Raw genomic sequence first — 12490 nt, 5'->3', positions numbered from 1 at the left:
CGGAACTCGGACATCGAGAAGGCCCGCAGCGCGCTGGCATGGTTCTTGAATAATCGATGCCGGGTCTCACGGTGGAGCCGGCGATGCACAGGGCGAATAGCGCGATAGCGGCAGGCGTGATGCTGGCCGAGTCGGACAATCTCGTCAGGCCGCTGCCCGGCTTGCTGGACGGTCTCAACCGGGCTGACTGCAATCGGTTGCGTGCGATCGGACGCGAGAAGGCCCTGGAAGCCGGCCAACTGGTTTGGTCTCAGGGCGACACACAGGCCGGGATCTACCTGATCAGCGAGGGACGCATCCGCAGCTACTATGCGGCGCCGTCGGGGCGCGAGGTCACGCTCGCCTACTGGTTTCCCGGCAACTTCGTCGGCGGCCCCGACATATTCGGAACGGGCCCGCACATGTGGACATCGGTTGCGGCCGAACGCAGCCGGTTGACGTTCATGCCCGGACCGGCGCTGCGGCGGCTTGCGCTGGAATCGCCGGCGATCGCCGTCGCCCTGCTGGATGCCCTGGCATTCAAGGCGCGATGCTATTCGGCGATGGCCCAGATGCTCGGGACGCGCTCGGTGACCGAGCGGCTGCACAGCCTGCTGATCTTCCTGTCGCACGTCTACGGCGTGAAGCGCGGCGGCGAGATTGTCGTCGGGATGCCGTTTACCCACGGCGATCTCGCCAATCTCATCGGATCCACCCGCCAATGGGTGACCGTACAACTCGCACGGCTCCAGGAGGAAGGCGTGATCAGGTACGACAGATCCGTGATTTCGATCCTGGATCTTTCGACGCTCGGGCAGGAGATGGAATAATATCCGGCCTTCAGCCGCCAGACTTCAATTCGAACGCCGCTTGGCCTGCGCTGGCCTCGAACCGCCGCGCCAGTCCGATCAGCGCGCGATCATGCCACGCCGGCGCCAGCAGGGTCACGCCCATGGGCATGCCGTTCGGCAATGTCGCATTCGGAACCGCCACGCCGCAGAGATCGAGCAGATTGGCAAAGTACGAGTAGTAGCCGAGGCGATTGTTGAGGGTGATCGGATCGCGATCCATCTCCTCCAGCGTGAACGGCCGCGGTGCGGTCGGGACCACCAGCGCATCGACACCAGCAAAGATCGCCTCGGCGTCGCGGCGAAGTCGGTGCAACCGGTGAATGGCACCAAACGTGTCGATCGCTGAATAGCCGGCGGCTGAGCCCAGCACGGTCCTCGTGACATCGAGCAGGGAGCCGGAATCGATGTCCATCAGCGAAGCGATGGCCGAGTGCCGCTCCGCGACCCAGGGTCCGCTGAACATCAACTCCCCGGCCTGGCGGAACGGGGCGAAGTCCACCTCGATCGCCGTCCCTCCGATCTGTGTGAAACGCTCGCAGGCGCGCTCATAGAGTTCGCCGCATTCCGGCATGCCGAAGCATTCGAGATCGGCGGACGCGATGCGGCCGAACCGGAACGATGGCGCCGTCCCTATGGCGAAAGAAACGGCCCTGGGCAAGCGGCTGTAGGGATCTTCGAAATCGAACCCTTCGATGATGTCGATGATCGCCTCGCCGTCGCTGACGGTATTGCAGAACACCGAAACGCAATCGATCGTCGGGCAATTCGGCACCAGCCCGCGCGATGACACCAGCCCAACGGTCGGCTTGATTCCGACGATGTTGTTGAAGCCGGCAGGTATGCGGCCGGACCCGCCGGTATCGGTGCCGAGCGCGAACGCGACGTGCCCGGCCGCCACGGCGACCGCGGACCCGGAACTGGAGCCGCCCGAAACATAGCGCGCATCGGCAACCGACGCGCAGGGGCCATAGGGCGAACGCGCGCCAGACAGGCCTGTGGCGAACTGATCGAGATTGGTCTTTCCGAGGCAAATTGCGCCGGCCGCGGTGAGGCGTTCGACGCTGTGCGCGGAATGCCAGGGCGTGTAGCTGAACGCCGGGCATGCGGCCGTGGTCGGCATTCCCTCGACATCGATATTGTCCTTCACACCGAAGGGAATGCCGAGCAGCGGAAGATTTTCGCCCGTCCGCGCGCGTGCCACCAGCTTGCGGCATTCTTCCAGCGCCTCCTCCCGCGGGCGGAGATAGATCCAGCAATTGCGGTCGCGCTCGGCCTCGATCCGGTCATACGCCGTCTCGATCGCCTCCAGCGCCGAGGACGAATTCCTGGCGATGGTTTCGTGATTGGTCCTGCAGCGCGCGACAGACTGAGTCACCGAATATCTCCTTCTCCAACCGGCAGGCGCGAAATTGCGGGAGCTCTGCATGGGCAACAAGCAATTAAGTGCTTCGCCCAAATGGTCGGCCGTATCAGGACATATGCGGCTCAAAGAAAAAGGCGCCGTGCCAGAGGCACGACGCCCTTATTGTTCAATTCGCTCGCGATCAGTTGGTCTGCTGGATCGCCGACAATTCCCAGCCGCTGCCCGGCCGGCGTGCGAAAGTCCAGACTTCAGTGACTTCGCCCGGCTGCTCGCTGCCGGCGACGAGCGCGCCGGTGTTGCGGTCGACCGTTTTGTCGGTGAGGGCGAAGCGCAGCGCCACCGTCGCGTAGTCCGTCTCGCCTTCGCGCCAGGCTTCCGCCAGGTCGCCCTGCAACAGTTTCACGTTGGAAGTCTTGTTGACGACGTTGCGCGCGCGATTCTCGCCAAGGTCCTTCTCGAAATAGGAGACCATCTCCGGCGTCGCGAGCGTGTGCAGCTTTGCCACGTCCTCGTTCGACCAAGCGGACTGGATCTCGCCGAGCAGGCGCTCGAACGCCTCATAGTCGTCCGGCTTGATTTCGAGCGGCGCGTTGTTGGCGCCGAAGCCGAAGCCACCACCGCCGAGACCGCTGCGATAGTTCGTCTGCGGTCCCGGACCGGCACCAGCATCAGCATTGGCGTAAGCCGCCTGCGGCGTGTGGCGGCGCTGCCACCATGACATCGCCAGCCGAACCACGAGCACCACGAGCGCGATCTGAATGATCAGGCCAATGATCGACGACAGGCCGCCGAGGCCGCCGAACAGGCCGCCGCCGAACAGCATGCCGAGCAGGCCTGCGCCGAGGAAGCCGGCCGCAAGGCCGCCCATGAAGCCGCCGGCACGGCCGAACAGGCCGCCGCGCGCGGGCGCGGCCGAATTCATGCCTGCACCCGGCTGGGTGTAGGTGCGGTTGAACTGCGAGGCCGAGCCCGGCGCGGTCGTGGTCGACGGCGGCGCCGAATAGGTTCGCGAGCCGCGCGAACCCGACGACATGCCGCCACCAACGCGCGCGTCGGCGGACGAGATCGCCAGCGCTGTCGGCAGCGCAAGCGCCAGCACGACGGCGATCGTCTTGAAGAGACTGCGGGAGCGTTGCGAGAAATTCATGTTCGTTTCCCAAATCCCCGGCATGGGGACGTGTCCCTAAGATGGGCAGCCGGCGCGAAAAGTGAAGCCGGTTTCGGAACTTGTAGCTGCGGCCCTCAGTCGCGGGGATGTGGCAAAAGCCCATATTTGGCGGGGGTTTGGCCGGGCGCGCGCGGGGGGCCATGGTCGCCGGGTACCGGTGGCTTTTAGGGCCAGAATTCCGCTTTCTCCTCGTCATTGAACCCTTGGGTCAAAGCAATCCGGTCTGGTTCCGCGGAGACAGTCTGGATTGCTTCGCGGAGCCTGTCACCGGGCCGCGCTTTGCGCGGACTCGTTGGCTCGCAATGACGGTGTTGGGACAATTGCGCGTAATGCCGTCCTGGCGAAGGCCAGGACCCATTACCCCAAGAGGCGGTTTGGCGAAGACTGGTCGTTCGGGATTGGCAGCGCGCGCAATCGATGGATCACGCGGTATGGGTCCTGGCGTTCGCCAGGACGACAGCGGAGATTGCCGCGCGGTGTGTGCATCCCACGCGCAGCCCTCACCCCTGCTTCGTCATCGTCTCCTTCACCGCCGCCACGAGTTGGCTGAGCGTGAACGGCTTTGGCAGGAAGTCGAACTGCTGGCCTTCGGGCAGGCTCTTCTCGAACGCATCCTCGGCGTAGCCGGAGACGAAGATGAACTTGATGTCGGGGTTCTTCTCGCGCATCGCCTTCAGCAGCGTCGGGCCGTCCATCTCCGGCATCACCACGTCGGAGACGACGAGATCGATCGCGCCGCTCTGCTCCTCCAGCATCTCCATGGCTTCGACGCCGTTCTCGGCCTCGACCACGGTGTAGCCGCGCGAGCGCAGGCCACGTGCGTTGAGCGCGCGCAGGCCCTCCTCGTCCTCGACCAGCAGGATGGTGCCCTGTCCCGTCAGATCGGTGCGCGGCTTCGCTTCCGCCGCCGCGGGCGCGGCTTCCTTCGCAGCGCCATTGGCTGCGCTGACCACTGCCGCGGGCTGCTCGACCTGCACCTCCGGCTCGGCGTGATGGCGCGGCAGGAAGATGTGGAACGAGGTGCCCTGCCCCGGCTCGGAATCGACGTAGATGAAGCCGCCGGTCTGCTTAACGATGCCGTAGACGGTGGAGAGGCCGAGGCCGGTGCCCTTGCCGACTTCCTTGGTCGAGAAGAACGGCTCGAAGATCTTGTCGCGGATGTCGGCGGGGATGCCAGTGCCGGTGTCAGCGACCTCGATGCGCACATAGTCCGCCGCCGGCATGCCCTTGTAGGCGAGCTTGCCCGCATCCTCGGTGGCGACATTGGCGGTGCGGATGATCAGCTTGCCGCCATCGGGCATGGCGTCGCGCGCGTTGACCGCGAGATTGACGATCACCTGCTCGAACTGGGAGACGTCGACCTTCACCGGCCAGAGGTCGCGGCCGTGGATCAGGTCGAGCTTGACCTTCTCGCCGATCAGGCGGCGCAGCAGCATGGTGAGGTCGGAAAGCGCATCGCCGAGATCGAGCACCTGTGGCCGCAGCGTCTGCCGCCGCGAGAACGCGAGCAGCTGCCGCACCAGCGTCGCGGCGCGCGTCGCGTTCTGCTTGATCTGCATGATGTCCTGGAACGACGGATCGGTCGGCTTGTGCGCGTTCAGCAGGAAGTCGTTCGCCATCATGATGGCGGAGAGCACGTTGTTGAAGTCGTGGGCGATGCCGCCAGCGAGCTGGCCGACCGTCTCCATCTTCTGCGACTGGTTGATCTGGTTCTCCAGCGCGCGCCGCTCGGTGGTCTCGAGCATGTGCACGATGGCGGCTTCCGCGTCGTTCTCGGCCGCGTCGACCGGCGTGACGAAGAACTGGCCCCAGCGCTCCTTGGTTCCTTCCAGCGCCACCTCGACCGGCGCGATGTCGGCCTTGCCTTCGGCGGCCTGGTTGATGGCCGTGATCACCAGGTGGCGGTCACGTGAATTGATGGCGCGGAAGATCGACTTGCCGGCGCTGTCGAGACCGAGGCCCTGCGCGAGCTTGGCGTAGCGCGCGTTTGCGCGCACGACGTTGCCGCCGCGGTCGACGGTGGCGATCGCCATCGGCGTGTGGTCGAAGAAGCGCATGAAACGCACTTCGGCGGCGCGGTCCGGATCGCTGCGCTCGTCGCGGGCGCGGCTGATCACGAGCGTGCGCGACGGCCCCGGCGCGCCGTCGGCGCCGAAGGCGAGCTTGTGGTAGAGCCGCACCGGCATGGTCTTGCCGGTGCGCATGCGCAGGTCGATGTCGAAGACCTCGGTCTTCACCTCGCCCGGCACCGCCACGATCGAGCTGAGCAGCGAGGCGCCGTCGCCGGAGACGATGTCGGCGAGCTTCAGCCCGCCCGAGCCGATCTCGGCGAGGTCGTAGTCGAGCCAGTTCGCCAGCGTCGCGTTGACGTAGGCGAGCTCGCCGGCCGGATTGACCGAGAAGAAGCCGCAAGGCGCGTGATCGAGATATTCGATCGCGTGCTGGAGCTCCTGGAACACGTCCTCCTGGCGCTCGCGGTCGCGGGTGATGTCGGCGATCGACCACACCGCGTATTTCGCCTCGCGCTTTCCGGTGCCGAGCGGCCGCACCCGCATGCGCAGCCAGCGGCCCTGGCTGCCGTCATGGCCGGAGATGCGCACCTCTTCCTGCTGCCGCTTGCCTTCGCGGGCGGCTTTCAGCAGCCGGAACACGGCTTCGGAGACGTCGGGATTGCCGATGAAGACGCGCTCGACGGGGCGCACGTCCTGCGGGCCGGTGGCACCGGTCAGGGTCAGATAGGCCGCATTGGAATAGACCACATGGCCGCGCGGGTCGGTGACCGCCAGGCCGTCGAAGGCGTGATCGGCGATCCGTCCCATCACGGGGTCGTCGAGACTACGGTCGACGAAGCGGATGATGCCGGCGGCGAAGGCGAACAGGTTGAACAGGCCGACCATCGCCAGCACGGCGAGGACGCCGAGGATATAAGGCTGCGCCTGCGCGCGCCCGAGCGTCATCAGCCCGACGGCGACGGCGACGAGGCCGGCGGCCACCAGCAGCACCAGCGCAATGCTGCCCGAGCGCGGCGACGGCTCGTGCGCCGCAACGGGCTCGCGTGTGAGGTCGTGGTCGGTCTCGGCGGTCATTTCAAGCTGGCACAGCCTGTCGGCAGAGAATCAACGCGCTACGGGGCGCGTGGGGTCCTCCCTGCCTGAATCGGACCCGCAGGCGCAAGGGCAGCAAGGGCGAAAGGTACGCTGATTCCCAGATTACGGCCATTTCCGGTACTTTTCGGGCATTTTATCCTCGCCCGGCGCCGAATCCGTGCTTCAGGCGCATGACGTAGCCGATGACCTCGGCGACCGCATGGTAGTGCTCGGTCGGGATTTCCTGGTCGATGTCGACGGTGGCGTAGAGCGCGCGGGCCAGCGGCACGTTCTCGACGATGGGGATGTCGTGCTCGCGCGCGATCTCCCTGATCTTGAAGGCGAGATTGTCGACGCCCTTGGCGACGCAGATCGGCGCCTGCATGCCGCGCTCGTAGGACAGCGCCACCGAATAGTGGGTCGGGTTGGTGATGATCACGGAAGCCTTGGGAACCGCCGCCATCATGCGCTTCTTGGCGCGCTGCTGCCGCAGCTGCCTGATCTTGCCCTTGATGTGCGGGTCGCCTTCGGACTGCTTGAACTCTTCCTTGATCTCCTGGAGCGACATCTTCTGCCGCTGGAACCAACTTCGGTACTGGAAGAAGTAGTCGCCTATGGCGATGATCGCGAGCGCCGCGACCACCGCGCCGAGCAGATGAATGGTCAAGCTGGTGGTGGCGCCGAGCATGGCGGCCGGATCGAGCCTGACCATCGCCTCCATGCGATGCCGCTCCGGCCACAGGATCGTGGCCATGACCGCGCCGAGCACGATCAGCTTGCCGAGGCCCTTCAGGAAGTTCGCGGCCGCCTGCTTGCCGAAGATCCGCTTGAAACCGGCCGCGGGCGAGAGCTTGCTGAACTTGGGCTTGAGGGATTCGGCCGACCAGACCAGGCGGTGCTGGAGCATGTTGCCGGAGATGGCCGCCAGCACCAGCATCAGCAGGGGCACACCGACCGCCGCGAGCACGGCGAATTCGATCTGCTGCATCAGCGCGAGCAGGGCCCGGCCGTCGGTCTTGATCATCCAGGAATTGGCGAGCAGGTTGCGCATCGGCGTCACCAGCCCGCTGCCCACCGAGCCCGAGAAGGTCGAGACCACGAGCGTGCCGCCCGCGATCATGAACCAGGTGTTGATCTCCTGGCTCTTAGCGACGTCGCCGCGTTCGAGCGCCTCGTCGAGGCGTTTTTGCGTCGGGTCTTCTGTTTGACTGTCTGGATCGTTGTCTTCCGCCATCGATCCCCCGTTACCTGAGCGGCATCATCTGGTGCATGACACCGATGAAGTAATCCAGAAATGTGCCCATCATCGCCGTGAGCACCACGGCGAGCACCAGGAAGCCCACGAAGATCGACAGCGGCACGCCGACGAAATAGACCTGCATCTGCGGCATCAGCCGCGCCAGCACGCCGAGCCCGATGTTGAAGACGAGGCCGAACACCAGGAACGGTCCGGAGAGCTGCAAGCCGAGGCGGAACGCGGCGGCGAAGGCGCGTGTCGCCAGCGATGCGACATCGCCGCTCGACACGGTCTCGCCCGGCGAGAAGATCGCATAGCTGTCGTTCAGCGCCGCGATCACCAGATGATGGCTGTCGGTGGCGAACAGCAGCGTCACCCCGAGCATGGTCAGGAAGTTGCCGACCAGCACGCCCTGCTGTCCCTGCGTCGGATCGACCGAGGTGACGAAGCCGAGCCCCATCTGCTGCGCGATCACGGAACCCGCGACCTGGAGCGCCGACAGCGTCACGCGGGCGGTTGCCCCCAGCACGATGCCGATCGCGATTTCATGCAGCATCAGCACCAGCAGCGGCGCCAGCGAGCCCATGTCGACCTGATAGGCGCTGCGATGCAGCGGCAGGATGATCAGCGTGAGCAGGAGCGCGATCGACAGCTTTATCCGCGTCGGGATGTTGGTCTCGCCCAGGCCCGGCAGCAGCATCACCATCGCGCCGACTCGGGCGAAGACGAGCATGAAGGCCGCCGCAAGCGCCGGCAGCAGCGAGACGTCGATGCGCATAATCGAATGCCTCGGCTCCAACATTCGCACGCCATCGCGGCAGGCACTTTTGCGAATGTTGGAGCCAAAGAGGCATTCGCAAATATCAATAGTCGTGCGGCTATTGGATTTGACATTCGCCAACGCGACTCGCGGAGCCCCCAGGACGAATGTCAAATCCACCGCACGACGCATCTTGCCTCAGCCGCCGATGATTCGCGACGAGATCCGCAGCATATGGGCGTGGAGCGCGTCGGCCATGAACGGCAGCGCCAACAGCATCGTGGCGAAGATGGCCAGAATCTTCGGCACGTAGATCAGCGTCTGCTCCTGGATCTGCGTCAGCGCCTGGAACAGCGACACGATCACGCCGACCACGAGGCCGACCACCATCAGGGGCGACGACACGATCACGATCGTCCAGATCGCATCGCGCGCGACGTCGAGGGTCTCGGGTCCGGTCATTTGAATTCTCACTCTCGATTGTTTGTCGTCATTCCGGGGCTCGCGAAGCGAGAACCCGGAATCCATCCAGCGGCATCGTCGGTAGCACCATGGATTCCGGGTTCGCGACTTCGTCGCGCCCCGGAATGACAATCGCGTCAGATCGGCATCTTCATGATGTCTTCATACGCCGAGATCACGCGGTCGCGGACCGAGACCAGCGTGGAGACGGCAACGTCGGTGTCGGCGACCGCCGTCACCACGTCCATCACGTTGGCCTTGCCGGCGGCCATCGCCACCGTCTGCGCGTCGGACTTGCGGCCGGACTCCATGACGCTGCCGACGGCGTCTTTCAGGAGCGAGGCGAAGGACTGCCCGCTCGCTTCGCCGCCCTTGCCGGCGCCGCTGTTCTCCAGCACGCGGGCGAGGTTGGCATAGGCGTTGGCTGCGATTGTCGGTGATGCCATGGCTCAAATGTCCTGTTCAGCTCTTGAGGATGTCGAGCGTGCGCTGGATCATCCGGCGCGTCGCACTGATGATGTTGAGATTGGCCTCGTAGGACCGCTGCGCATCGCGCATGTCGGTCATCTCGACCACCGAGTTCACGTTGGGATATTTGACGTTGCCGGTCGCATCGGCGGCCGGATTGTTCGGTTCGTATTTGGTGCGGAAGTTGGACTGGTCGGGCTTGATCCTGCCGAGGGTGACGACCTGCGCGTCGAGCGTGCGGTCGAGCGCGGAGGAGAAGGTCGGCACCTTGCGCCGGTAGGGATCGCCGCCTGATGTCTGCGACGTCGAATCCGCGTTCGCGATGTTCTCCGAGATCACCCGCATGCGCCCGGCCTGCGCGCGCAGGCCGGAGGTCGCGATCGCCATCGAGCGGGCAAAGTCGCTGCTGTCATTCGCCATGATGCGCCTCCTCTAGCTCTTCTGTTCCGGGATCATGCTCTAGCCCTTGCCGATCGCGGTCTTGAGCAGATGCAGGCTCTTCGAATAGAGCGAGGTCGCAGCCGCGTAGTCCATCTGGTTGCTGGCGGCCTTCATCATCTCCTCTTCGAGATTGACGGCGTTGCCCGCAGGGCGTGTCTCGAAGCCCGCATTCTTGTTCTGGTCGAAACCCGAGGCCGCCCCCGATGGCGTCATGTGAGACGCGCTGGTGACGGTCATTGCCAGCGGGCCCATCGACCCCGTGACCGCGCCAGCCTTGTCAAGCTTCGGCTCGACCAGGTCGCGCGGCCGGAATTTGGGCGTGTCGGAATTGGAGACGTTCTCGGACAGGACGCGCTGGCGTTCCTGATGCCACTGCATCTTGGTGCGAAGCGCCGACAGCACCGGGAGGTCGTTGATGGACATCGTCGCGGCTCCTTCCGCCTCCTCCGGATCCAGGGTCCGAAGCTAGGCAGAATTTGCCGCCTGTATGGTTAACAGGTGGTTAAGGGTGCCACAGATGCATGTCCCGCACCGGGACAGGGATTCGTTCCCCCGTGATTCTACGCCTCCAAAAGTGGCATTAACCCAATCGCTTGGCGGCACATGCACAGCCCAAGAAGTCATTTTGGATCGAGCGATTCATAGGTTATTAAGAGTTGGGGACGGCAAAACTTGCCGTGGGACGTTAAGAAATCGCAGTTTGGGGCATCGTAGGCCGGTGGTCGGCGCGTCTGACCACGGGCACGAGAAGAGCGCCATTTCTCGGGGACAAGTATGCAAGGCAGCCCTATCACCTTCATCGTCGCGTTCATCGTCGTTCTGGCGTTGATCGGCGTCGCTGCATGGCTGGTTCGCCGATTCGCCAGCAGCCGGCTCGGCGCCAACACCCAGCGCGGCCGGATGCCCCGGCTCGCCGTGATCGATGCTGCCGCCGTTGACGGCCGGCGCCGCCTGGTGCTGGTCCGGCGCGACAATGTCGAACATCTCCTGATGATCGGCGGCCCGACCGACATCGTCGTCGAGCCCAACATCGTGCGCGCCGCGCCCGGCCGCGACCAGCTTCCGCAGCGTCCCAACTCCGCCGAACCGCCGCGCCTCGCCCCGATGCCGGATGCCGGCGGCTGGGCCGACGAGATGCCGCGGCCCGAAATGCTCGATCACCCCGAGCCGCAAATGCCCGAACCGCCGCCGCGGCCCGCACGCCCGTCCTTCGCCGACGAAGTACGCCGGCCCGCGCCCGCGCTGGCCGAACGCCGCAGTGAGCCGCCACTGGCCGGCTTCCCGCCCGAGCCGATCGCGCGCCCCGAGCGCGAGCCGCGGCCTGAGCCGCTGCCGCTACCGCCGCGCGTTGCCCGCAACGAGCCGCCGCTGATGCCGCGTCCGCCGCGCCAGAGCGAACCGGCGAAGGGGCCGCCAGTGCGCGCCGAGCGCGCGGTCGCGCCGCCTCCGCCGGTGCCGCAGGCGCCGCCCGTTGCGCCGCCGGCCCCCACTCCTGCTGCGCCCTCGAGCGCCGAGCAGAATCTGGCCGAAATGGCGCAGCGGTTAGAGGCTGCGCTGCGCCGCCCGGCCGGCGAGACGGTCGCGCCGCCGGTTGCGCCGGAGCCGCCGGCCGCTCCTCCGCGCGCGGCGCGCAGCGAGCCGCCGGCACCACCGGCCCCGCCGCCGAAGCCTGCCCCGGAAAAGACCAGCTTTGAGAATCTCGAAGACGAGATGGCCTCCCTGCTCGGCCGTCCGAAGCCGTCTTCGTGAGGCTGCCGGCCCTCCCGCGTAGAGTTCTTTTTCTTTCTGTCCTGTTCAGTGCGGCTTCGCTCGCAAGCCTCGCGCATGCGCAGGACATCAGCATCAATCTCGGCGGTCAGGGTGGCGGCGGCGTCACCGAGCGCGCGATCCAGCTCATCGCGCTGCTCACGGTGCTGTCGATCGCGCCGTCGATCCTGATCATGATGACGTCGTTCACGCGCATCGTGGTCGTGCTGTCGCTCCTGCGCACCGCGATGGGCACGGCGACCGCGCCGCCGAACTCGGTGATCATCGCGCTCGCGATGTTCCTCACCTTCTTCGTGATGGGGCCGGTGCTGCAAAAATCCTACGACGAGGGCATCCGCCCGCTCGTCGCCAACCAGATCGGCGTCGAGGATGCGCTCCAGCGCGCCTCGGTCCCATTGCGCGGCTTCATGCAGAAGAACGTGCGCGAGAAGGACCTCAAGCTGTTCCTGGATCTCTCCGGCGAGCCGGCGCCGGCCACCCCCGACGAGCTCGCGCTCCGTATCCTCGTCCCCGCCTTCATGATCTCCGAGCTGAAGCGCGCCTTCGAGATCGGCTTTCTGCTGTTCCTGCCCTTCCTGATCATCGACCTCGTCGTCGCCTCCGTGCTGATGTCGATGGGCATGATGATGCTGCCGCCGGCAACCATATCGCTGCCGTTCAAGCTGATCTTCTTCGTTCTGGTCGACGGCTGGTCGCTGGTGGCGGGAAGCCTGGTGCAGAGCTACGGGGGATAGGCGGACGTGGGCGATGCCAGCGACGCATCCCCACCGCCCCCAATGATAGCCTCCGGCCTCTCCCCGTCATTGCGAGGAGCCCTTGCGACGAAGCAGCCAGACTGCCTCCGCGGAAAGATTCTGGATTGCTTCGCTGCGCTCGCAATGACGGAAGATGTGGCGCCGTTCCCGGCC

Annotated in this window: 12 protein-coding genes; 3 read left to right on the top strand and 9 right to left on the bottom strand. The window is 65.7% G+C overall.

The annotated features are described in order from the left end of the window. Nucleotides 1-83 precede the first annotated feature (83 nt). Complete coding sequence (locus tag A3M7_RS0137905) at nt 84-809, top strand: Crp/Fnr family transcriptional regulator (protein ID WP_027548533.1); 726 nt, start codon at nt 84-86, stop codon at nt 807-809. Nucleotides 810-819: 10 nt separating this feature from the next. Here the strand turns inward: A3M7_RS0137905 and atzF are convergent, their stop codons facing one another. The 9 genes from atzF to flgB form a co-directional block, all read right to left on the bottom strand. Then, nucleotides 820-2205, bottom strand: a complete 1386-nt coding sequence (atzF, locus tag A3M7_RS0137900; protein WP_027548532.1) for an allophanate hydrolase — start codon at nt 2203-2205, stop codon at nt 820-822. A gap of 169 nt (nt 2206-2374) precedes the next feature. Further along, nucleotides 2375-3364: a Tim44 domain-containing protein gene (locus tag A3M7_RS0137895; RefSeq protein WP_027548531.1), complete on the bottom strand. Its 990-nt coding sequence runs from the start codon at nt 3362-3364 to the stop codon at nt 2375-2377. A 497-nt stretch (nt 3365-3861) separates the two neighbouring features. Next, a complete protein-coding gene (gene cckA, locus A3M7_RS0137890) occupies nt 3862-6447 on the bottom strand; it encodes a cell cycle histidine kinase CckA (RefSeq protein WP_027548530.1) in 2586 nt (861 codons plus the stop codon). Between the two features lie 154 nt (nt 6448-6601). Further along, nucleotides 6602-7681 carry a flagellar biosynthesis protein FlhB gene (gene flhB / locus A3M7_RS0137885; RefSeq protein ID WP_027548529.1) on the bottom strand — a complete coding sequence of 360 codons (1080 nt, stop codon included), beginning with the start codon at nt 7679-7681 and terminating at the stop codon, nt 6602-6604. 10 nt (nt 7682-7691) lie between these two features. Further along, nucleotides 7692-8462 carry a flagellar biosynthetic protein FliR gene (gene fliR / locus A3M7_RS0137880; protein WP_027548528.1) on the bottom strand — a complete coding sequence of 257 codons (771 nt, stop codon included), beginning with the start codon at nt 8460-8462 and terminating at the stop codon, nt 7692-7694. Between the two features lie 180 nt (nt 8463-8642). Further along, nucleotides 8643-8906 carry a flagellar biosynthesis protein FliQ gene (gene fliQ / locus A3M7_RS0137875; protein WP_018321865.1) on the bottom strand — a complete coding sequence of 88 codons (264 nt, stop codon included), beginning with the start codon at nt 8904-8906 and terminating at the stop codon, nt 8643-8645. A gap of 137 nt (nt 8907-9043) precedes the next feature. Continuing rightward, complete coding sequence (gene fliE / locus A3M7_RS0137870; RefSeq protein WP_027548527.1) at nt 9044-9352, bottom strand: flagellar hook-basal body complex protein FliE; 309 nt, start codon at nt 9350-9352, stop codon at nt 9044-9046. A gap of 16 nt (nt 9353-9368) precedes the next feature. After that, nucleotides 9369-9794: a flagellar basal body rod protein FlgC gene (gene flgC / locus A3M7_RS0137865; protein WP_014494020.1), complete on the bottom strand. Its 426-nt coding sequence runs from the start codon at nt 9792-9794 to the stop codon at nt 9369-9371. Nucleotides 9795-9833: 39 nt separating this feature from the next. Next, nucleotides 9834-10238 (bottom strand): flagellar basal body rod protein FlgB, encoded by a 405-nt coding sequence (gene flgB, locus A3M7_RS0137860; RefSeq protein ID WP_027548526.1) that lies wholly within the window; start codon nt 10236-10238, stop codon nt 9834-9836. Nucleotides 10239-10589: 351 nt separating this feature from the next. Between flgB and A3M7_RS0137855 the strand changes: the two genes are divergently transcribed. Beyond that, nucleotides 10590-11564, top strand: a complete 975-nt coding sequence (locus A3M7_RS0137855; protein ID WP_027548525.1) for a flagellar biosynthetic protein FliO — start codon at nt 10590-10592, stop codon at nt 11562-11564. Further along, nucleotides 11561-12316 carry a flagellar type III secretion system pore protein FliP gene (gene fliP, locus A3M7_RS0137850; RefSeq protein WP_027548524.1) on the top strand — a complete coding sequence of 252 codons (756 nt, stop codon included), beginning with the start codon at nt 11561-11563 and terminating at the stop codon, nt 12314-12316. Before A3M7_RS0137855 ends, fliP begins: the two co-directional genes overlap by 4 nt. The last annotated feature ends 174 nt before the right edge of the window (nt 12317-12490 follow it).

It is taken from the genome of Bradyrhizobium sp. WSM2254, from assembly GCF_000472645.1.
In the GTDB taxonomy this organism is placed as follows: Bacteria; Pseudomonadota; Alphaproteobacteria; order Rhizobiales; family Xanthobacteraceae; genus Bradyrhizobium; species Bradyrhizobium niftali.
Note: the sequence above shows the minus strand (reverse complement) of the source record. Positions and strands in the feature narration are given on the sequence as shown.

Bases quoted from the DNA above. Each gene is read 5' to 3' on its own strand.
- A3M7_RS0137905 (WP_027548533.1), top strand. From the start codon at position 84: ATGCACAGGGCGAATAGCGCGATAGCGGCAGGCGTGATGCTGGCCGAG.
- A3M7_RS0137895 (WP_027548531.1), bottom strand. From the start codon at position 3,364: ATGCCGGGGATTTGGGAAACGAACATGAATTTCTCGCAACGCTCCCGC.
- cckA (WP_027548530.1), bottom strand. From the start codon at position 6,447: ATGACCGCCGAGACCGACCACGACCTCACACGCGAGCCCGTTGCGGCG.
- flhB (WP_027548529.1), bottom strand. From the start codon at position 7,681: ATGGCGGAAGACAACGATCCAGACAGTCAAACAGAAGACCCGACGCAA.
- fliR (WP_027548528.1), bottom strand. From the start codon at position 8,462: ATGCGCATCGACGTCTCGCTGCTGCCGGCGCTTGCGGCGGCCTTCATG.
- fliQ (WP_018321865.1), bottom strand. From the start codon at position 8,906: ATGACCGGACCCGAGACCCTCGACGTCGCGCGCGATGCGATCTGGACG.
- fliE (WP_027548527.1), bottom strand. From the start codon at position 9,352: ATGGCATCACCGACAATCGCAGCCAACGCCTATGCCAACCTCGCCCGC.
- flgC (WP_014494020.1), bottom strand. From the start codon at position 9,794: ATGGCGAATGACAGCAGCGACTTTGCCCGCTCGATGGCGATCGCGACC.
- flgB (WP_027548526.1), bottom strand. From the start codon at position 10,238: ATGTCCATCAACGACCTCCCGGTGCTGTCGGCGCTTCGCACCAAGATG.
- A3M7_RS0137855 (WP_027548525.1), top strand. From the start codon at position 10,590: ATGCAAGGCAGCCCTATCACCTTCATCGTCGCGTTCATCGTCGTTCTG.